This is a genomic window from Mesorhizobium sp. M0854 (assembly GCF_040319815.1).
Classification (GTDB): Bacteria; Pseudomonadota; Alphaproteobacteria; order Rhizobiales; family Rhizobiaceae; genus Mesorhizobium.
Genome location: NZ_JAMYOL010000003.1, coordinates 442,933 through 461,321, shown reverse-complemented (window position 1 = coordinate 461,321; position 18,389 = coordinate 442,933). Strand labels below are relative to the sequence as shown.

The window sequence follows — 18,389 nt, the reverse complement described above, 5'->3', positions numbered from 1 at the left end:
TTTTTGTGTTATGCTATCTGACGGCTCACGCGGGTCGAAGAGCCGACTTGACATCTGGGTGTTGATCCAAAATGTTAACGTCTATTTCTGTCACTCCTAATGATCGCATCTCTGATACGATTGCAGAAAAATCTTTTGACCCAAGAAAAGCTGCTGCATCTTCTGAGGATCTAAAGGTGTCTACTGCCATATCTTTACCAGTTGATATTCCAGAAAAGGCATTATACTCTACAATTCCTTTTTGCTTTAGAACGACATTTCTCCATTCGGCAGCTCTTTTATCTGACGATACCGCTTTCACTTGATCAGATGGGTTCTGCCACGTCATTACAATTATTGCCATTTCTTCCTCCATTGCTAGCGAACAGCCTCTACGGCACGAGTCATCACGAAGTAGTCTGCCACGGACTTCTGTTCCTGTCCGAGAGGGGCAGCTGCTTTCCGCGACGAACCAACAGCGAATGATCAATCCCAAGGATCTTGCGGACACTCGCCAGCGCCGCCTCATTCACCTCAATATACGCGACGATGTACCATTCGCCGTTTTCTTCCCTCGCCATGCCCATCGGCTCGGCGCGCCACTTGAGCGCGCCATGGTGGGGCATGAAGTAGGTTTCCTGGATGCCGCCGACGGCGCTGAGGCCTTCGTCGAGAGCGTATTCCATCACCGCGCAGCACAGCTGCGTCAGCGTGCCCCTCAGTCCAGCAGTGCGTTTGTCGGGAACGACGAATGTGCGCGTCCATTCGGCCCAGTCGGGACGTCTGGGGACGCCCGATTTTTCGCACATGTGAGAAAAAACCTCCGAGACCATATGCGGCTCGCTCGTTGGGATCAATCGAGCCGAAGTCACTACGCGACCGTCTTCAATACCAAGCAGGTAAGTCGCCGCGTCGGTATCGAATTGGTCCAGCTCGCGACCGTCCGGGCTCGGAGGGCGCCAATGTTTCTGGTGCACGAAGAAGTCGTGCCGGCGGCGCAGAAACTCGTCGAATTCGTTTTCATAGAGATGCTTGTTATGCGCATTGACTACGTGGGCCGTTATCATGGCGCGATCCCCCGATCGTTCTCGCAGGGATACTCGCAGTCGCGCTAATATACGTCACCTGTCCGATGGGACAGTTGACGCGTTTTAGGGGTGGATCAGGCGCCGGCGCACCGCTTCGACGACCGCTTGCGTGGTCGTTGCGACGCCAAAAGCCTCGCGAGCCCGTGTCGAATGCCATTTGACCGTGCGCTCGGTCAGGCCGAGAATCTGGGATGTCTCAGACGATGTCTTGCCGGCCGCGGCCCACAAGAGCACTTCTTTTTCGCGGTCGGTCAGCACGCCCTCATGGTCATCATCGTCATTCGCCAAGGCCTGGATCGACATGCCCGCGTATACCGCCATCGTCACCAGTTGCACTTGATGGCGCGGCGACAGGGCGCAGGCCTTCGCGGAAGAGGCAAACGACAGCACGGATTGCCAATGATGAACGCTGAGCATCGGTACGGCGAAGCCGCTGCAGATGCCGAACTCAGTCGCCTCGCCGGCAATGCGTCGTGAGCCCTCCGTATCCGACCATTTTGCCGGAACTTCCGACCAAAGGAACGGCTTCAAGGTCTTTGCCGAGTAAATGCAAACACCATCAGCCGCGGCATGCTCGGCCTCGACATAGCGTTCGAACCAGCCGGCCGGCCAGCCATTCAGTTCGACCATCGGTGCAAGCTTCTGCCCACCGAGCGGCACCCCGCTCAGGATAAGGTGCTCGAAGCCGAGATTCCTCACGGTCTCGAGAAGGTCGCCCAGCAGCGGCCCGGTAGCTGTATGTTTCCTGCAGCGTTCGACAAAGTCGAACACATCTGAATCGATCATGACAGAGACCCCCCGTCTCCACGCCCGAAAACAAAGCTTATCTTAAATTAGAGACTTCGAATACTCCCAATAAGTGTGTCCGCGACGCAGGACGCGTGGACCAAAATCAGCTAGATCAGCCGGATTGTAGTCAGCAACACAGGACCCCCAAGCATGACGCCATCACTGCCGAAACGAAACGAGCCGTTCCGGGCTGGCGAAACCGCGCTGCTGCTGGTCGACATGCAACGGGTCTGGCTGGAGCCGGGTGCTGATCCGGCGCATCCGGAGCGCGGTCCCGATCACTATTTCTACCGGCAGACGGCGTCGCAAACGATCCCCAACCAGGAGCGCCTGCTGGCGGCGGCGCGGGCCAACGGCGTCGAGGTGATCCACACGATCATCCAGAGCCTGACCGAAGACGGCCGCGACTGCTCGCTCGACCACAAGCTGACGCCGATCCATATCGCGCCGAGCCGGCCGGAAGGCCTGCCGGTGCCGTCGCTGGCGCCGGTCGGCGACGAGATCATGCTGCCGAAGACCTCGTCGGGCGTCTTCAACTCGACCAACATCGACTATGTCTTGAAAAACCTCGGCGTGCGTTATCTGATCGTCGCCGGCATCATGACCGACCAGTGCGTCGACATGGCGGTGCGCGATGCCGCCGATCGCGGCTACCTCGTCACCTGCGTATCCGACGCCTGCGCCGCCGCCTCGCAGGAGCGCCATGACGGCGCGCTCGAGGCTTTCGGCGGCTATTGCTGGATCGCGGATACCGCTATCGTTACTGCCCGTTTCGAAGCCTTGGGAAAAGCTGCATGACCGTCGAACCGCTGGTTGCCGTCGTCACCACCGATCTGTCGGCGATCACGCGCGGCCGCTCGGTCGTCGAAAGCAAGCTGCAGAAGATCGCCGCGACCGGCGTCGGCTGGCTGCAGGCCAACCTGTCGCTGACGCCGTTCAACTCGATCGTCGATCCCAATCCGTGGGGCTCGTCAGGCGATGTGCGGCTCGTTCCCGATCTCAACGCGCGGTTTCGCACGGCGCTGACCGGATCGGCGACGCCTTTCGACATGGTCGCCGGCAACATCGTCGAACTCGACGGCAGCCCGTGGGTCGGCTGTACGCGGACCATGCTGAGCGATGCGCTGGCGGAGTTGAAGACAGCGGCCGGGCTTTCCGTCATCGCCGCCTTCGAGCATGAATTCCATATCGAGGGCGACTTCGGGCCGGCTCATTCGATGTCGTTGGCCGCACTGCGCCGCGCCGACCCGTTTGCCGCCAATCTTATGGCGGCGCTGGCGGAGGCCGGCGTCGCGCCCGAAGTGGTGATCGCCGAGTTCGGCACCGACCAGTTCGAGGTGACGTGCGAGCCGGCCGATGCGCTTGCCGCGGCCGATCGCGCCGTCGCCATCCGCGAGATCACGCGCGAAGTCGCGCGATGTGCCGGCTGGCGGGCGAGCTTCGCGCCCAAAACCGCTCCCGATGCCGTCGGCAACGGCGTCCACATCCATTTCAGTTTCGTCGAAGACGCCGGCAAACCGGCGACCTACGACCCGGCCCAGCCGGGCGGCCTTTCCAGCCAGGCCGCTTCGTTCTGTGCCGGTGTGCTGCGCCACCTGCCCGCGATCACCGCCATGACGGCGGCGAGTGTGTCGTCCTACTACCGGCTGAAGCCGCATAGCTGGAGTTCGTCCTATACCTGGCTTGCCGATCGCGACCGCGAGGCGAGCCTGCGCATCTGCCCGACGGTGACGATCGGCGGGCGCGATCCTGCGCGGCAGTACAACATCGAATACCGGGCAGCCGACGCCACCGGCAATCCCTATTTGTCGCTGGCGGCGATCGTGCGCGCCGGGCTGGAGGGGCTGAAGGCCAAGCTGCCGGCGCCGCCGCTTGTCTCGGGCGACCCGACACAGATGAGCGTTGCCGAGCGCAAGAAGCTTGGCCTCGTGCAGCTGCCGGAAACGCTGCCGGCGGCACTCGACGCGCTCGTCGCCGACAAGACCGTCACCGGATGGTTCGCGCCGGTGTTCGTCGAGACTTTTGTCGGCCTCAAGCGGCATGAGACCGAGCGCCTCGCCGGTCTCGACCCGGTGGCGGTCTGCGATCTCTACCGGACGCTGTATTGATGGCTGAGCCGCTTGCCAGCGCCATCCTACCGGAAGGTTGGCCACCCGCGGTCGACGCAATCAACGAAACGGGGCGTTCCGATATCGTTCTGATATGCGAGCACGCGTCCAATCACATCCCGGCCGAGTATGCGCGGCTCGGTCTCGACAGCAGCCATTTGCAGCGCCATATCGCCTGGGACATCGGCGCCGCCGAAGTGACCCGCGCCCTGTCGAAGCTGCTCGATGCTCCGGCTTTCCTCAGCTCCTATTCGCGGCTTTTGATCGATCTCAACCGGCCGCTTGGTTCCGGCGGCAGCATTCCGGTGCAATCGGAGGACACGGACATCCCCGGCAATGTCGGCCTCGATCCGGAGGAACGAAGCCGGCGTGCCGAAATCATGTTCGCGCCGTTTCATGACCGCGTGGCCGCCCATCTCGACGACCGGGCGAAGCAGGGCAGACCGACGCGGATCGCGACGATCCACTCCTTCACGCCGGTCTTTCTCGGCATTGCGCGGCCCTGGCACGCCGGCGTGCTTTACGACCGGGCAGTCGATTTCGGCCAGGCAGTGCTTGCCGGCCTGCGCGCCGACGGTGCGCTCAACGCCGCGGCAAACGAGCCTTATGCGATCAGCCGCGACGGCGACTACGCCATACCGGTCCATGGCGACGATCGCGGCATTCCCGCGGTCCTCATCGAGATCAGGCAGGACCTGCTGGCCGGCCGCTCCGGCATCGAGGGATGGGCGAAGCGGCTGGCCACAGCGTTACCGGCGCAGACAAAGGCTTTATGAACAAGCTCGGCTGCTCGAGCGCAACACGAGATGGCACCCGGTGAAAAGCCTCCACCCGTCCTCAGGAGAAGATTTCCGCCAAGTCTTCGACGCTCGTGCCTTCCTTGACCTGGCGCAGCTCGACATAGCTGACGGCGATGGCAACGGAAAACACGACTTGCTCGACCGCGCGCGCCAGAGCGTCCAGGAAGAACACGAGCGGAATGCCTAAGTGGGATAGGACGCGGCCCAACGTGAAATTTGTTGCGACCAAAGCTACGAACAGGGGGAACCAGAGACTGAGCAGAGACCAACGGCTGCCCTTGGAAAGATCGCGGCTGCGGCCCAAACTCGCGAATACCCCCAGTTTTTCCTGAATCAGAACCGGTATCGCTACAACCCAGAGAACCAACAACAAAAATCCCGGAACGACGAGCAGCACGAGGCCGACTGTGAAGCCAATGTTGACAATCAGCGAAATGCCGATTGCCGGCAGCAGGAGTGCCACGGCCGTCCCGATGCAATCACGCATCGACGGCCGCTTGCCGCTCAAATCCTCGATGGCAGCGCGCGTCAAAGCCACCTCCAGCAAGGACATGAGGACAATATAGCCGATCGCGCCAACCACCGTGAGCGCGACCCGTTGAACCGAGAATTCCGGGCCGCCATGCTCGACATTCGTAACGGTATTCCTGAACCAGAGCGCAAATACGAATCTCGGCAGGGCGGAGAAAATCAAGGCAAGCCCTAGGCAAAGAACGGGATTGCGTCCGATGACGGCAAAGCTGTCGTTGAAAACCCTGCCGATGCGAAATTTGTCGGGCTGTTCCAGCGTTATTGACGCCACGATATTACCTATCCAGTCCAGACCGATCCTGACGCGATGAAGGCAGCAAATCCCTTGCCGCTACGAGAAGATTTCCGCCAAGTCTTCGACGCTGGTGCCTTCCTTGATTTGTCTCAGCTCGACATAGCTAACGGCGATGGCAACCGATATTACCGTCGACACGACCGTTGACACAACGGCGCTTCCAATCGCGCCCACAATCAGGCCAACGGTCGAGAGGCTGCCGGTAAGGGCGAAAGCCAATCCAAACACCAAAGCGAATGCCATTTGGAAGGCAATCGCCACCAAGAACAGAATCAGCAAAAGGCCGAATAGTGACCAGCGGCTGCCCTTCGTCAGGGCGCGGCTCCGCGACATCGAGCCAAACACGCCAAGGCGCTCCTGGATCAGCACGGGTACGGAAACCGATATACCAAGCAACCACATGATGCCGGGAACAAGCAGCATCACGAACGCGATGATCGTCCCGAAGATCGGGATAATCAGCCCTGCGACGGCAATCGCAACAACCCCGAGGACCATGACGAAAAAGACCACCAGCCCGATCCCAAGCGTCGGGAATATGCAGCGTAAAGCTATTTGGATGCAGTCACCGATTGCCGGGCGCTTGCCGTTCAAGTCTTCTATCGTCGCCCTCACCAGTGATGATTGAAACAACAAAGCCAGCACAAGATATATCAAGCCAAAAGCCACCGATATTAACGAGTTGCGTAGAATCGCCGAGGGATCGGCAACAGCCAGAGTTTCGGGACTAGCAATATTGATGTTGGCAAAATTGCTGTAATTCCAAAGGTTAAGCACCAGTGCCGGAAGGGCGGAAAAAAGAGCCGCTAGTCCGACCAACAGACCCGGATTGCGGCCGATAACCGCAAAACTGTTGCTGAAAACCCTGCCGATGCGAAACTTGTCCGACCGTTCCAATGTCGTTGAAACCATGATGCGTCCCCCGCTTAATCACCGCATATCGGCTGGTGATCCCCGCATTAAATGTGCCAACATTGGAGGTCGACGTCTAGTCCACTTGCAATTGTCTTGCCGCATTGCCAGTGTCGGCTGGGGAACCACAGGTTGCAGGGGAGAGGGTGGCGGTGGCACAGCCAGGCACAGCGGAAGCCGAACGGCTGACCAATCTGCACAAGCAGCTGATCGCCGATGAGTCGATCCAGTTCGACCTGCCGGCCTATGTGCCGCCGAAGCCGCCCGAATGGCTGAAACCGCTACAGGATTTTTTGTCGTCGCTCGGTCCCTACATGATCTATCTGTTCTGGGGGGCGGTGATATCGGGCGTCGCAATCATCCTGCTTCTGGTCTTCCTTGAGGTGAAAGGCATCGCCTGGCGGCTGCCGTGGCAGCGCGCCCGACCCGAAGTCGAAGACGAAGAAGCCTGGCGCCCCGACGCCGGCGCCGCGCAGATCCTGTTGTCGCAAGCGGATGCGCTGGCTGCACGCGGCGACTATGACGAGGCGGTTCACCTTTTGCTTCGGCGCAGCGTCGCCGATATTGCCGGCCGGCTGCCGGACTTCCTGCGCCCGTCGCTCACCGCGCGCGACATCGCCAATGCCCCTTCCCTGCCGGGAAGGGCGCGCCATGCGTTTACCGAGATCGCCCGCATTGTCGAGGCGGCGCTGTTCGCGCGCCGGCCGGTCGGCGCGGAAGGCTGGCGGCTGGCGCGCGGCGCCTATGAACGTTTCGCCTTCCGGGATGCCTGGACGTGAGCGCACCGGCGGTCGAGGCACAGGAGCCGTTCAATCGAAAAACGCTGTTTTGGGGGATTTTCGCCAGCCTGCTTGCGGCGGCCGGTTTCTTCCTGCTGTCCACCTATGCTCCCGATTTCCGGCAGCCCGGCAATGGCGGCGCCACGCCGCTGTCGAAAAGCGGCGTCGGCTACGCCGGCCTGGCGGAATGGCTGCGGCTCACCGGCGAAGCGCCCTTGATGGCGCGGACCGAAGACGACCTTGCCAGAGATATACTGCTGATCGTCACCATCTCGCCCGACAGCGATCCGGAGGCGCTCGACCACATTCTTGAGCTTCGCGATGACCGCGAGACTCTCTTCGTGCTGCCCAAATGGCAGACCTTGCCCCTCCAGCAGCATGAGGGATGGAAGATGAAAATCGAGCGTTTGCCCGACACCGTAGTCAACGATTGGCTCGGCCGGATCGCCAAGGCCAAGCTCGGTGTCGGCAGGAGCACCGTCGAGCAACTCGAGATCCGGGGCCATCTCGTCGCCGCGCCGCAAGACATGCAATGGGTTGCCGACGATCACCCGATCATTGCGGCAGGCAGCGGCAAGGCTGTCCTCATCGAATTCCAAGACAAACCCTTTTTCATCCTGACCGACCCCGACCTAATCAACAATTCCGCGCTTGGAGATGCCGACAAGGCGGCCGCGGCGCGCGACCTGATCCAATGGCTGCGGCCTGGCAAGGGTCTGGTCATGTTCGATCTGACACTGCACGGCGGGGCGCGGAAATATGACCTCGCCAAGCTTCTGGTCGAGCCGCCGTTCCTGGCGCTGACACTGACGATCCTGATCGCTGCGGCGCTGGCGTTCCTGCATGGCCTTGGCCGGTTCGGCCCGCCGCGTATCGACCAGCGCGCGATTTCCTTCGGCAAGCGTGCGCTGGTCGATACGACGGCGATGCTCATGCGGCGTGCCGGCCGGCTGGACGAACTGGGAGGCCGCTATGCGGCCTTGATGCGGGTACGCGCCGGCGCGCTGCTCGGCGCACCGCAAGGGTTGCAAGGCAAAGCGCTCGACCACTGGCTCGACTCTCGCGATAAGGAGCAAGCCGGCGGCTTCACGACGCGCTCGCAAGCGGCCGGCGAGGCGAAGAATCTGACGCAGATGCAACAGGCAGCAGAACGGCTGCATGACTGGACGGCAAGGAGGCTCGGTGAACGTCGATGATGTGAAGGCCCTGGCGACACGGATCAGGGAAGAAGTGGCCAAGGCGATCACCGGGCAGCACGATACGGTCGACCTGATGCTGACCGCCTTGTTTGCGGGCGGGCATATCCTGCTGGAAGGTCCTCCGGGCACGGCCAAGACAATGACGGCGCGCTGCTTCGCCCAGGCGCTTGGGATCGCCTACGGGCGGATCCAGTTCACGCCGGACCTGATGCCCGGCGATATCGTCGGGTCGAACATCTACAACTTCCAGACCGGGCAGTTCACGCTGACGCGCGGCCCGATCTTCTGCGATCTCCTGCTTGCCGACGAAATCAACCGCACGCCGCCCAAGACGCAGGCCGCACTGCTCGAGGCGATGCAGGAGCATGCGGTCACTTTCGACGGCACCACGCATTCGCTCGGCCGCAATTTCATGGTCGTCGCGACCCAGAATCCGATCGAGCACCAGGGCGTCTATCCGCTGCCGGAGGCGCAGCTCGACCGCTTCCTGTTCAAGCACCGCGTCAGCTATCCCGGCCCCGAGGAAGAACGAGCCATCATCGTCCATCACGGCGGCGGCTCCGCCTCGCACGACATCGCGCAATATGGCATCGAGGCGCAGACGGACCGCGAAACGCTGCAGGAGGCCCTTGAAGTCGTCGGCTCCGTCACCCTTGTCGACGATGTCGTCGGCTACATAGCGGCGCTGGTTCGGGCTACGCGGGAAAATGCCGATCTGGAGGTCGGGGCCAGTCCGCGCGCCGGCGCCATGCTGGCGCGGGCGGCGCGTGCCCGGGCGGCGCTGGACGGACGCGCCTATGTGATCCCCGACGACGTCAAGGCGCTGGCGGTTCCGGCGCTGCGTCATCGGGTCATCCTTTCGCCTGCCGCACAGATCGATGGCCGGCTGGTCGAGCAGATCGTCTCCGACCTGGTCGACCAGACGGAAGCACCACGTTGATCTATCCCAGCGGCCGAGCGGTATGGGCAGCTGCGGCCGGCGCGGTGCCGGCCTTCCTGGTCGCGTTGGCATTGCCGTCGTTCTGGTATCTGGGATTGCTGTGGAGCTGTCTGCTGCTTGCCTTCCTGGCGGTGGATGCAGCAGCCGGACGCGGACGGGCATCGCTGAATGCCAGCATCGATGCGCCGCACCAGGTCGGTGTCGGCGGCGAGTTCAGCGTGCACGTCGCCGCCCGTCACTCGGGGCCGCGCGCCGCGGAGGCCCGCGTCGGCCACGATGCGCGTCTGGCGCCGGTGGACGGCAGCGGCGGCGCCTTGCTGCCAACCGCCGGAGGCGGCTCGCTCAACCTCCGCTTCCAGGCGCTGCGGCGCGGCGTCGCCAGCTTCGACCGTCTCTGGGTGCGCTGGCGCGGGCCGTTCGGGCTGGTCTGGAACCAGGTCGTGCTGCCGGTGGAAAGCAAGGTTGCGGTGCTGCCCGACGTCAGCAGCGCCCGCGGCGAGGCGATCACGCTGCTGCAACATGCGGCGCTTGCCGAAGGCCATGCGCAGCGCCGCGCCGGTCAAGGCCGCGAGTTCGACGCGCTCAAGGACTACCAGCCGGGCATGGGCCGGCGGATGATCGACTGGAAGCGCAGCGCCCGCCACGGCAAGCTTTTGGCGCGCGAGTTCCGCATCGAGGAGAACAACAACATCGTGCTGGCCATCGACAGCGGACGCCTGATGTGCGAACCGGTCGACGGGGTGCCGAAGGTGGACCGGGCGGTGACGGCCGCCCTGCTGTCGGCATTCATCGCGCTGAAGGGCGGTGACATGGTCAGCCTGTTCGGCTTCGATGCAAGGCCGCGCGTTTCGAGCGGCGCGGTGCGCGGCCCCGCCAGCTTTGCGATGATCCAGAAACGGGCCGCCGAGATCGACTACTCCAGCGAGGAGACCAATTTCACGCTGGCATTGACGACGCTGGCGGCGCGGCTCGACCGCCGCTCGCTGGTCATCATCTTCACCGATTTCGTCGATCCGATCAGTGCGGAATTGATGCTGCGCACCGTGGGCCGGCTCACCGAACGGCATCTCGTGCTGTTCATGATGATGAAGGACACCGAACTGGAGAGCCTGGCCGACCTGCCGCCACGCTCCGGCGAGGATGTTGCCCGCGCGGTCGTTGCCGGAGGGCTCTTGCGCGAAAGGCAGGTCGTCATCGGCCGGCTGCGCCTGCTCGGGGCGCATGTGATCGAAGCCGACCACAACCGGCTCGGCCCGGCGCTGGTCGAGCGCTATCTGCAGTTCAAGCAGGAGGATTTGCTGTGACGGCGCCGGTACGCGGCAATGCGGTGCGCGGCGACGCGGTACGCCAGTCGCTGGCCAGCTTCCGCCGCGAGCGCGAGGCCGACTGGAAGGCATTCGAGGCGCTGCTGGCGCGTGTCGAGAAGCGTGCGCCGCGGACGCTTTCCGAAGAGGAGCTGCTGTCGCTGCCGCTGCTCTATCGATCGGCGCTGTCTTCCCTGTCGGTGGCGCGCGCGACATCGCTCGATAATGCGCTGGTCGGCTATCTAGAAGCGCTGTCGCTGCGCGGTTATTTCTATCTCTACGGCGCGCGCCGCGGGCTGCGGCAGCGCCTCGCCGATTTCTTCCTGCATGACTGGCCCGAAGCCATTCGCGACCTGTGGCGCGAGACATTGGCGTCGGTCGCGCTGATGGTGATCGGCATTGGTGCAGGCGCCTGGCTGGTGGCATCCGACAAGAGCTGGTTCGACGCGATCATCCCGCCCGGCCTGGCAGGAGGCCGCGGCCCCGACACCTCGGCCGAGCTGCTGCGAGGCATGCTTTATGATGGCGACAATGGCTTTCTCTCAGGCTTTGCCGCCTATCTGTTCACGCACAACGTCCAGGTCGCAATCCTGGCCTTCGCCCTTGGCTTCGCCTTCGCGGTGCCGACGGTGCTGCTGATGCTGTACAACGGCTGCATGATCGGGGCGTTGTTCCAAGTCTATTGGTCCAAGGGGCTTGGCATGGAGCTCGGCGGCTGGCTGGCCATCCACGGCACCACCGAATTGTTCGCGATCTCTTTGGCCGGCGCGGCGGGCATGCGCATCGGCACCAGCATCGCCTTTCCCGGCGAATTGACACGCATGGCGGCAGCGGCTCGCGCCGGACGCATCGCCGCGAACGCCATGGTCGGGGTCTCGGTCATGCTGCTGTTTGCCGGGCTGCTCGAGGGCATTGGCAGGCAGACCATCACCAGCGACGTCACGCGCTACGGCATTGGCGGGGGCATGCTGGTGCTGTGGATCGCTTATTTCTACCTGTTCCGGGCGGTGCGGCATGGCGATCGTTAAACGCGCCGCCTTCGCGGCTGTACGGCCGCTGATCACGCCCGAAGGCGTCGATCTCCGGATAAAGTTGGCCGACGCCGGCACGCGGGCCTCCGCCTTCCTGCTCGACATCGTGTTCATCGCCGTGGCGGCAATCGTGATCACGATCGTCGCGCTATTCGGGGTGGGAGGCCTTGGCAGCGAGGGATTTCAGCCGCTCTTCGTCGTCTGGATCATCCTGATCTTCTTTCTGCGCAACGCCTACTTCATCGTTTTCGAAGCGGGCCGGCGCGCGGCTACGCCCGGCAAGCGGATCGTCGGCATCCGGGTCGCGTCGCGCAGCGGAGACGGCCTGTCGATCGACCAGGTCATCGCCCGCAACCTGATGCGCGAGATCGAGGTGTTCCTGCCGCTGTCGATCATCGTTGGACGCAGCGGGACCGACCTCGCCGACACGTTGACGGCGGTGTTCGGACTGGTGTGGACGCTGCTGTTTGCCTTGTTCCCGCTGTTCAATCGCGACCGCATGCGGATCGGCGACCTGTTGGCGGGGACCTGGGTGGTCGAGGCACCGAAGCGCGCCTTGCTGGAAGATCTGTCGGCCCGGCAGGATGCCGGCGCTGGCGCGTTCCGGTTCAGCCACGCCCAGCTCGACGCCTACGGAATTGCCGAACTCCACAAGCTGGAGGAGGTGCTGCGCCGCGACGACTATTTCGCCCTGCGGACGGTTGCCGAGACGATCGGACGCAAGATCGGCGCGGCACCCCAAGCCCATGACGCGCGCGCGTTCCTGACGGCGTATTACGGGGAATTGCGGGCGCATCTCGAGCGCAAGCTGCTGCTGGGCAACCGCAGGGCCGATAAGCATCAGCGGTAGGTTCGCTTTCGCAGCCCTTCTATTGGAGAACTACGATGGCTTGGGTTTGGTACGATCGATTGGATACGTCGTTTCAGCCGGCGACTTTTGACTACGGTTCTCCAGTAACCCCCGTTGATGCGATGACCTCCGTACCAATCGAGGAATCTCGTGGTCGGCCGGTGCTTCGTGCCAGATCCAATTTAATCAATTTTGAAAGCCTTCACTGCCCACCAACTGGCAACCCTCCGGCTGTTGATGATACGTGGCAGGAAATAATTTTGAAATTCGTGCCCCAAGAGTTTGTTCAATTTTATCCAATAACCTTAGTGGCCCGCGACGGAACGACTAACAAATTTTCTTGGGTTCTGCCACTCAGCCGGGTTCGCTGCATAGATCCAGAACGATCTGATGTTGCCAGCGCGGTGGAAGGAGGTAACGTCTTACATATAATTTCTTGTAATTTTTACGTACACTTTGAGCACTGCTTAGGCACTATTCATCTGGCTAGAGATGAGCAGCAGTTAAATCATATAGTTTTGTCCGACGAATTGAGAACTGCACTCGCCGTAACAGGCGAGTCCTCAATGTTTTTTCGACCAGGCGACGTTCCCACGTTGATTAGGCGGAGGGTCCACTGACCAAAGATAGCGCAAACTTTGCCAACCGGCCAGACCGCCCGTCGCTTCTTACCCCACCCACTTCTCATAATCGGACACCAGCAGGTGCAGCGGTGCTGTGTCCTCGTCGATGTCCGCGAAGCGGCCGATTGGTTCGCGGAAGACGTTGTCGGTGAGATCGTCGTTGACGGTCGAAACCTCGCCGATCAGCACGTCCTTGCCCTCGGCCCAGAAGGCGTGCCAGACGCCCGGCAGCAAGGTGACGCTCTGGCCTGGGTCGAGCTTCAGGAGCCCACCCGCAGGTAGTCTGTGGATGGTTCCGTCGACAGGCACCGATACTTCGGCCTTCGGATCGATGCCGCCATCGCGATCATGCATGAACAGCTCCAGCACCAGTTTGCCGCCGCCACGGTTGATGATGTCCTCGGCCTTGATGTTGTGGCGGTGCATCGGCGACAGCTGATCCTTGCGCGAGATCATGATTTTTTCGGCATAAAGCATGCCCATGCCCTTCTTCATGTCCTCGTAGCGGCCGTTGCGAACGGTGAACAGGAACAGGCCGAGCTCGTCGAATTTCTCCTGGCCGTAGTCGGTGATGTCCCAGCCAAGCCGCGACGAGAAGATTGCCGACGAATCCTGCCGGCGCGCCTTCATCTCTTCCGGCGACCAGTAGGCGAAGGGCGGCATGATGTAGCCGAACGAGCGGATGAAGGCGTCGGCGTCGCGGATGATGTCGTTGATGGCGGAGCGTTTCATGATCGTGGTTCCTTCCCGTCGCTTTGCGAGCGCTAGAACGGTTCATCGTTTCACGGAAACGCCGAACCGCTCGATCTTTTTTTGGACGCAATTCCGGACGGAAAACCGTTTCACACTTTTCCTGGAATTGCTCAAACCGCAATAGCCGAACGTCCATCCGGTGTCGATGCAAACTGCTGTCGCTGGCCCCATGACATGCGGTCCGATCAGGGCCATAAGGTCAACCAATTTTCCGATGGTGAGACCATGCGCAGCATAGACGACCTCGATACGCCGGCGATCCTGATCGATGCCGACCGCGCCGAAGCCAATATCGCGCGGGCGCAGGCCCATGCCGACCGGCACGGGCTGAAGCTCAGGCCGCACGTCAAGACCCACAAGCTGCCCTACTGGGCAAAGAAGCAGATCGCGGCGGGCGCCGTCGGCATCACCTGCCAGAAGATCGGCGAGGCCGAGGTCATGGCCGATGCCGGACTGACCGACATCTTTCTGCCCTACAATATCGTCGGGCGGGCCAAGCTGGAGCGCCTCAAGGCGCTGCACGGCCGCGTAACCCTGTCGGTGACAACGGACAGCATGGACACGCTGATGGGGCTTGCCGCCACCTTTGCCGATCCCGGCCACCGCCTGCCGGTGCTGGTCGAATGCGACACCGGCATGGGCCGCTGCGGTGTGCAGTCGGCCGGCGAGGCAGTCGCGCTGGCGAGCGAGATCGACAAGGTTCGGGGGCTCGTCTTCGGCGGCTTGATGACCTACCCGGGGGCCGGCCGCGCCGCCGAGACCGAGGCGTGGCTCGCCGAAGCGCGGCAAGCACTTGCCGCAGCCGGCCTTGCTTGCGAGCGCATCTCCAGCGGCGGCACACCCGATATGTGGCGTTCCGGCGAGCACAGCGTCGTTACCGAATACCGGCCCGGCACCTACATCTATCTCGACCGCTACCAGGTCGCCAAAGGCGTCGGCAGCCTCGACGATTGCGCACTGACGGTGCTGTCGACGGTGGTCAGCCACCCAACGCCGACACGCGCCATCCTCGACGCCGGCAGCAAGGCGCTCTCCAGCGACACACTGGGGCTCGCTGATTTCGGCGAGTTGCTGGGCATTTCAGGCGCAAGGGTGACCAGCCTCAGCGAAGAGCACGGCAATGTCACGCTGTCAGGCGGCGCCGAGCTTCGCATCGGCGAGCGCGTGCGCGTCGTGCCCGACCATTGCTGCGTCGTCACCAACCTTTTCGACGAGGTGCATCTGATCGAAGGCGAGAAGGTGATCGAGACGCTGCCGGTCAAGGCGCGCGGGCGTATGGGGTGAACCAGGCCGGAGCGCGTGCGGAGGCTTTAGGCAACAGTCTTTGAACGCTGGAGGGACAGCGCCCCGGCAGGCCAGAGGAGGGCGCGAAGGAACTCGACGAAGATCAGCTAGCTTGCCTCGCCGCGACGCGGCGCATCGAAATGACGCGGCGGCGGCGGATCTCGGTACGCATTGCCATCAGGTGCAACGCGAAGAAAAGCACGGTGAAGCCGAGCGCCATCACCAGCAATGGCCACAACAGGCTTGGATCGATGGTCGGCCCGCCGAGACGGAACACCGACGCCGGCTGATGCAGCGTGTTCCACCAGTCGACCGAAAATTTGATGATCGGAATGTTGATGAAGCCGACCAGGGTGATGATGGCGGCGGCCCAGGCGGCGCGCCCGGCATCGTCGAGCGCGCGGGTCAGCGCGATGATGCCGAGATACATCAGGAACAGGATGAACACCGAGGTCAGCCGCGCGTCCCACACCCACCAGGTGCCCCACATCGGCTTGCCCCAGATCGAACCGGTGATCAGTGCAAGGGCGGTGAAGACGGCGCCGATGGGTGCCGCCGATTTCAGCGCCACGTCGGCCAGCGGATGGCGCCAGACCAGCGTGCCCAGTGCCGAGACCGCCATCAGCGTGTAGCACATCATGGCGAGCCAGGCGAAAGGCACGTGGATATACATGATGCGAACGGTGATGCCTTGCTGGAAGTCCTCGGGCGCCGTGAAGCTCATGTAGAGGCCGACAGCGAGGATGATGGCGGCAACGCTCGCCAGCCACGGCACGACCTTGTCGGCCAGCCCGACGAACCGCGTCGGGTTGGCAAGGTCCATCCAGCCGGAGAGGCGTGAAGTCGTGTCGCTCATGCCGCCTTACATAGACCGCCGGCGGAGTTGCGGCAACCGCAGCGGCGGTACGGCGTCTCCCGTTCTCCCCGTGAACGGCGGGGCAAGTTGTGTGCGTCAAGTTCTGCAAAATGGCGTGGCATTGCGTTGACGTTGGCGTGTCCGCCGCGCAGCCCCCGGAGCGGCGGACACAATCGCATTTGGATTCTTACGAAGATGGACCCCCACCCTAACCCTCCCCAAGGGGGAGGGAACGCTGCCGCATGCCCTTACTTCCCCTTTTGGCGCCGAAAGGCAGGCAAATTTGCCGAGGTCAGCGCCAACGGAAGTCTCCCTCCCCCTTGTGGGGAGGGGCTAGGGGTGGGGGTACATCGTAGAGCGAAAGCCTCGGCTCTCCACCTGCGATGGCGCTGCCCTCCTTGTGGTTCCCATAGGGGAGAAGGCAAGCCGCGCTGCTCAAGCGGCTTCGTTCACCGGACGGCTGAGGCGGCGGACCTCCTCGTCGTTGAGCAGGCCGCCGGCGCGCAGCAGGCTGGCGAAGCGACCATTGCGCAGCGACAGTTCGGTGAACCCGCCCATCTCGACCACCCGGCCCTTGTCCATGAACACGACCAGATCGGCGTCGCGAACGGTGGTCAGGCGGTGGGCGATGATGAAGGTGGTGCGGCCGCGCCGCAATTCGTCGATGGCGTCCTTGACGCGGTCTTCCGTCTCGACGTCGAGCGCGCTGGTCGCCTCGTCGAGAACCAGGATGGGCGCGTCCTTCAGCACGGCGCGGGCGATCGCGATGCGCTGGCGCTCGCCACCGGACAGCTGTCCGCCGCGTTCGCCGACGACCGTGTCGTAGCCCTCGCACTTTGACAGGATGAAATCCTGCGCGGCGGCGGCGTTGGCAGCGGCATGGACCTCGTCATAGGTCGCCTCCGCACGGCCGACGCGGATGTTGTCCTCGATCGAGCGGTTGAGCAGGCCGGCATCCTGGAAGACGGTGGCGATCGAATGGCGCAGCGACTTGCGGGTCACCGTGCGGGTGTCGATGCCGTCGATCAGGATACGGCCGCTGGACGGGGTGAAGACGCGCTGCAGAAGGTTGATGAGCGTCGTCTTGCCGGCGCCCGTCGGGCCGACGATGGCGACGGTCTGGCCGGCCTGGACCTCGAACGACGCGTCGTCGACGCCCTGCCCGGAATTGCCGAACTCGAAGCAGACATTCTCGAAACGCACATGACCTGTGACGTTGACGAGATCGCGCAGCCCATCGGGCTCGGCGGCGTCGGATGCAGAGTCCTCGAGATGATAGAATTCCTCGAGCTTGGCGCGCGCCTCGGAAATCTGGTTGGCGAAGGCCGACATCTGGTCGAGCCGGGCAATCAGCAGCGTGGCAAAGCCGGTAAAGGCGATGACGTCGCCGATGCGCAACTGGCCGTGCGTCACCAGATAGGCGCCGATCAAGAGCACCACCATCATCGAAATCGTCGACGACAGGCGGTGCAGCGCGTTGGCCATCGCCCACCAGTCGAGCACCGGATTCTGTGCGTCGAGCAGGTTCTTGACGTAGCACTTCAGCGCCTCGGTCTCATGGCCGATGCGGTTGTAGCTCTGCAGGACGGCGACGTTGCTGACCGAGTCGGTCACATGCGCAAATACCTTGTGGTAGTGCCGCTCCACGGCCGCCTGGCCTTCCTTGGTGCGCCGCATCACCAGCCGTCCGATGCCCACGTAGAGCGCGCCAAGCGCCAGCAGCACCATCGACATGCGGATATCCATGCTGAGCGCGGTGGGCACCAGCAGGACCAACGCAACCGCCGTCGACAGATGCTGCCGCATGAATTCCAGCCAGAGGCTGAACAAGGTCTCGACCGCGCGCAGGAGCGTGTGCAGGGAATTGGAGGTGCCGCGCTGATGATGCCAGGCAAGCGGCATGGTGATCACGCGCTCGAACGACTGGCAAAGAACCTCGCTGCGCCGCTGGTGGGCAAAGCGGTCGGCGCCGCGCGCCACCAGCACGAAGGCGATGATGTTGAACGCGCCGAGACCGGCCCACATTGCGAGCGTCGCGAATACCGAGCCGCGGTCCGAAATGGCATCGATCACCCGGCCGAACATGATCGGCTCGAGAATGGCGATAATGGCAAGCGCGACATTCGCCCCGCAGATAAACGCAACGCGTTTCCTGTCGGCAGCGAGATAACCAAGGGCTCGCCAGTAGATTTGCAGAAGTGACACTTCAGCTACTCCGCCAATTATTTATGGTGCAGTGCGTCATTTTTTGACTCGTATCGGTTGACG

General features: G+C 62.8%; 18 protein-coding genes. 10 read left to right on the top strand and 8 right to left on the bottom strand.

What is annotated here, in order from left to right:
• Nucleotides 1–25: 25 nt before the first annotated feature.
• The 3 genes from NKH99_RS07980 to NKH99_RS07970 form a co-directional block, all read right to left on the bottom strand.
• Nucleotides 26–343, bottom strand: coding sequence for a hypothetical protein (locus tag NKH99_RS07980; RefSeq protein WP_353013486.1), 318 nt, complete (start codon nucleotides 341–343; stop codon nucleotides 26–28).
• Between the two features lie 43 nt (nucleotides 344–386).
• Complete coding sequence (locus NKH99_RS07975) at nucleotides 387–1,046, bottom strand: acyl-homoserine-lactone synthase (protein WP_353013484.1); 660 nt, start codon at nucleotides 1,044–1,046, stop codon at nucleotides 387–389.
• Nucleotides 1,047–1,130: 84 nt separating this feature from the next.
• The gene (locus NKH99_RS07970) at nucleotides 1,131–1,853 is read right to left on the bottom strand and encodes a LuxR family transcriptional regulator (RefSeq protein ID WP_352542376.1); all 723 of its coding nucleotides are present in this window, start codon (nucleotides 1,851–1,853) and stop codon (nucleotides 1,131–1,133) included.
• 153 nt (nucleotides 1,854–2,006) lie between these two features.
• On the opposite strand from NKH99_RS07970, the gene NKH99_RS07965 reads away from it, so the two are divergent.
• Genes NKH99_RS07965 through NKH99_RS07955 form a run of 3 tightly spaced genes read left to right on the top strand, consistent with a single transcriptional unit; the run spans nucleotide 2,007 to nucleotide 4,740 of the window.
• Nucleotides 2,007–2,654: a cysteine hydrolase family protein gene (locus tag NKH99_RS07965; protein ID WP_353013482.1), complete on the top strand. Its 648-nt coding sequence runs from the start codon at nucleotides 2,007–2,009 to the stop codon at nucleotides 2,652–2,654.
• On the top strand, nucleotides 2,651–3,964 hold the full coding sequence (locus NKH99_RS07960; protein WP_353013480.1) for a type I glutamate--ammonia ligase: 1,314 nt from the start codon (nucleotides 2,651–2,653) through the stop codon (nucleotides 3,962–3,964). Before NKH99_RS07965 ends, NKH99_RS07960 begins: the two co-directional genes overlap by 4 nt.
• Entirely contained in the window at nucleotides 3,964–4,740 is a 777-nt protein-coding gene (locus NKH99_RS07955) for an N-formylglutamate amidohydrolase (protein WP_353013478.1), read from the top strand. Before NKH99_RS07960 ends, NKH99_RS07955 begins: the two co-directional genes overlap by 1 nt.
• Before the next feature lie 61 nt (nucleotides 4,741–4,801).
• On the opposite strand, the gene NKH99_RS07950 is transcribed toward NKH99_RS07955, so the two are convergent.
• Complete coding sequence (locus NKH99_RS07950; protein WP_352770133.1) at nucleotides 4,802–5,566, bottom strand: hypothetical protein; 765 nt, start codon at nucleotides 5,564–5,566, stop codon at nucleotides 4,802–4,804.
• 60 nt (nucleotides 5,567–5,626) lie between these two features.
• On the bottom strand, nucleotides 5,627–6,502 hold the full coding sequence (locus tag NKH99_RS07945; protein ID WP_352501475.1) for a DUF7847 domain-containing protein: 876 nt from the start codon (nucleotides 6,500–6,502) through the stop codon (nucleotides 5,627–5,629).
• Nucleotides 6,503–6,654: 152 nt separating this feature from the next.
• On the opposite strand from NKH99_RS07945, the gene NKH99_RS07940 reads away from it, so the two are divergent.
• The 6 genes from NKH99_RS07940 (at nucleotide 6,655) to NKH99_RS07915 (ending at nucleotide 12,605) form a co-directional block, all read left to right on the top strand.
• Nucleotides 6,655–7,281, top strand: coding sequence for a DUF4129 domain-containing protein (locus NKH99_RS07940; RefSeq protein ID WP_353013475.1), 627 nt, complete (start codon nucleotides 6,655–6,657; stop codon nucleotides 7,279–7,281).
• Complete coding sequence (locus NKH99_RS07935; RefSeq protein ID WP_353013473.1) at nucleotides 7,278–8,477, top strand: DUF4350 domain-containing protein; 1,200 nt, start codon at nucleotides 7,278–7,280, stop codon at nucleotides 8,475–8,477. The genes NKH99_RS07940 and NKH99_RS07935 overlap by 4 nt, the downstream gene beginning before the upstream one ends.
• Complete coding sequence (locus tag NKH99_RS07930) at nucleotides 8,464–9,420, top strand: AAA family ATPase (RefSeq protein WP_352449246.1); 957 nt, start codon at nucleotides 8,464–8,466, stop codon at nucleotides 9,418–9,420. Before NKH99_RS07935 ends, NKH99_RS07930 begins: the two co-directional genes overlap by 14 nt.
• Complete coding sequence (locus NKH99_RS07925) at nucleotides 9,417–10,724, top strand: DUF58 domain-containing protein (protein ID WP_353013471.1); 1,308 nt, start codon at nucleotides 9,417–9,419, stop codon at nucleotides 10,722–10,724. The genes NKH99_RS07930 and NKH99_RS07925 overlap by 4 nt, the downstream gene beginning before the upstream one ends.
• Nucleotides 10,721–11,752, top strand: coding sequence for a stage II sporulation protein M (locus NKH99_RS07920; protein WP_353013469.1), 1,032 nt, complete (start codon nucleotides 10,721–10,723; stop codon nucleotides 11,750–11,752). The genes NKH99_RS07925 and NKH99_RS07920 overlap by 4 nt, the downstream gene beginning before the upstream one ends.
• Nucleotides 11,753–11,816: 64 nt before the next feature.
• Complete coding sequence (locus tag NKH99_RS07915) at nucleotides 11,817–12,605, top strand: RDD family protein (protein WP_353013467.1); 789 nt, start codon at nucleotides 11,817–11,819, stop codon at nucleotides 12,603–12,605.
• A gap of 668 nt (nucleotides 12,606–13,273) precedes the next feature.
• Here the strand turns inward: NKH99_RS07915 and NKH99_RS07910 are convergent.
• Nucleotides 13,274–13,960 (bottom strand): D-lyxose/D-mannose family sugar isomerase, encoded by a 687-nt coding sequence (locus NKH99_RS07910; protein ID WP_023674428.1) that lies wholly within the window; start codon nucleotides 13,958–13,960, stop codon nucleotides 13,274–13,276.
• 246 nt (nucleotides 13,961–14,206) lie between these two features.
• Here NKH99_RS07910 and NKH99_RS07905 point away from each other — a divergent pair, with 246 nt between their 5' ends.
• Nucleotides 14,207–15,265 (top strand): D-TA family PLP-dependent enzyme, encoded by a 1,059-nt coding sequence (locus NKH99_RS07905; RefSeq protein WP_353013575.1) that lies wholly within the window; start codon nucleotides 14,207–14,209, stop codon nucleotides 15,263–15,265.
• Between the two features lie 103 nt (nucleotides 15,266–15,368).
• On the opposite strand, the gene NKH99_RS07900 is transcribed toward NKH99_RS07905, so the two are convergent.
• Both NKH99_RS07900 and NKH99_RS07895 read right to left on the bottom strand, forming a co-directional pair.
• Nucleotides 15,369–16,121 carry a heme ABC transporter permease gene (locus tag NKH99_RS07900; protein ID WP_352465476.1) on the bottom strand — a complete coding sequence of 251 codons (753 nt, stop codon included), beginning with the start codon at nucleotides 16,119–16,121 and terminating at the stop codon, nucleotides 15,369–15,371.
• Nucleotides 16,122–16,556: 435 nt separating this feature from the next.
• Nucleotides 16,557–18,326: a glucan ABC transporter ATP-binding protein/ permease gene (locus tag NKH99_RS07895; protein WP_352770155.1), complete on the bottom strand. Its 1,770-nt coding sequence runs from the start codon at nucleotides 18,324–18,326 to the stop codon at nucleotides 16,557–16,559.
• Nucleotides 18,327–18,389 lie beyond the last annotated feature (63 nt).

Bases quoted from the DNA above. Each gene is read 5' to 3' on its own strand.
- NKH99_RS07955 (WP_353013478.1), top strand. From the start codon at position 3,964: ATGGCTGAGCCGCTTGCCAGCGCCATCCTACCGGAAGGTTGGCCACCC.
- NKH99_RS07960 (WP_353013480.1), top strand. From the start codon at position 2,651: ATGACCGTCGAACCGCTGGTTGCCGTCGTCACCACCGATCTGTCGGCG.
- NKH99_RS07945 (WP_352501475.1), bottom strand. From the start codon at position 6,502: ATGGTTTCAACGACATTGGAACGGTCGGACAAGTTTCGCATCGGCAGG.
- NKH99_RS07980 (WP_353013486.1), bottom strand. From the start codon at position 343: ATGGCAATAATTGTAATGACGTGGCAGAACCCATCTGATCAAGTGAAA.
- NKH99_RS07905 (WP_353013575.1), top strand. From the start codon at position 14,207: ATGCGCAGCATAGACGACCTCGATACGCCGGCGATCCTGATCGATGCC.
- NKH99_RS07910 (WP_023674428.1), bottom strand. From the start codon at position 13,960: ATGAAACGCTCCGCCATCAACGACATCATCCGCGACGCCGACGCCTTC.
- NKH99_RS07975 (WP_353013484.1), bottom strand. From the start codon at position 1,046: ATGATAACGGCCCACGTAGTCAATGCGCATAACAAGCATCTCTATGAA.
- NKH99_RS07900 (WP_352465476.1), bottom strand. From the start codon at position 16,121: ATGAGCGACACGACTTCACGCCTCTCCGGCTGGATGGACCTTGCCAAC.
- NKH99_RS07965 (WP_353013482.1), top strand. From the start codon at position 2,007: ATGACGCCATCACTGCCGAAACGAAACGAGCCGTTCCGGGCTGGCGAA.
- NKH99_RS07970 (WP_352542376.1), bottom strand. From the start codon at position 1,853: ATGATCGATTCAGATGTGTTCGACTTTGTCGAACGCTGCAGGAAACAT.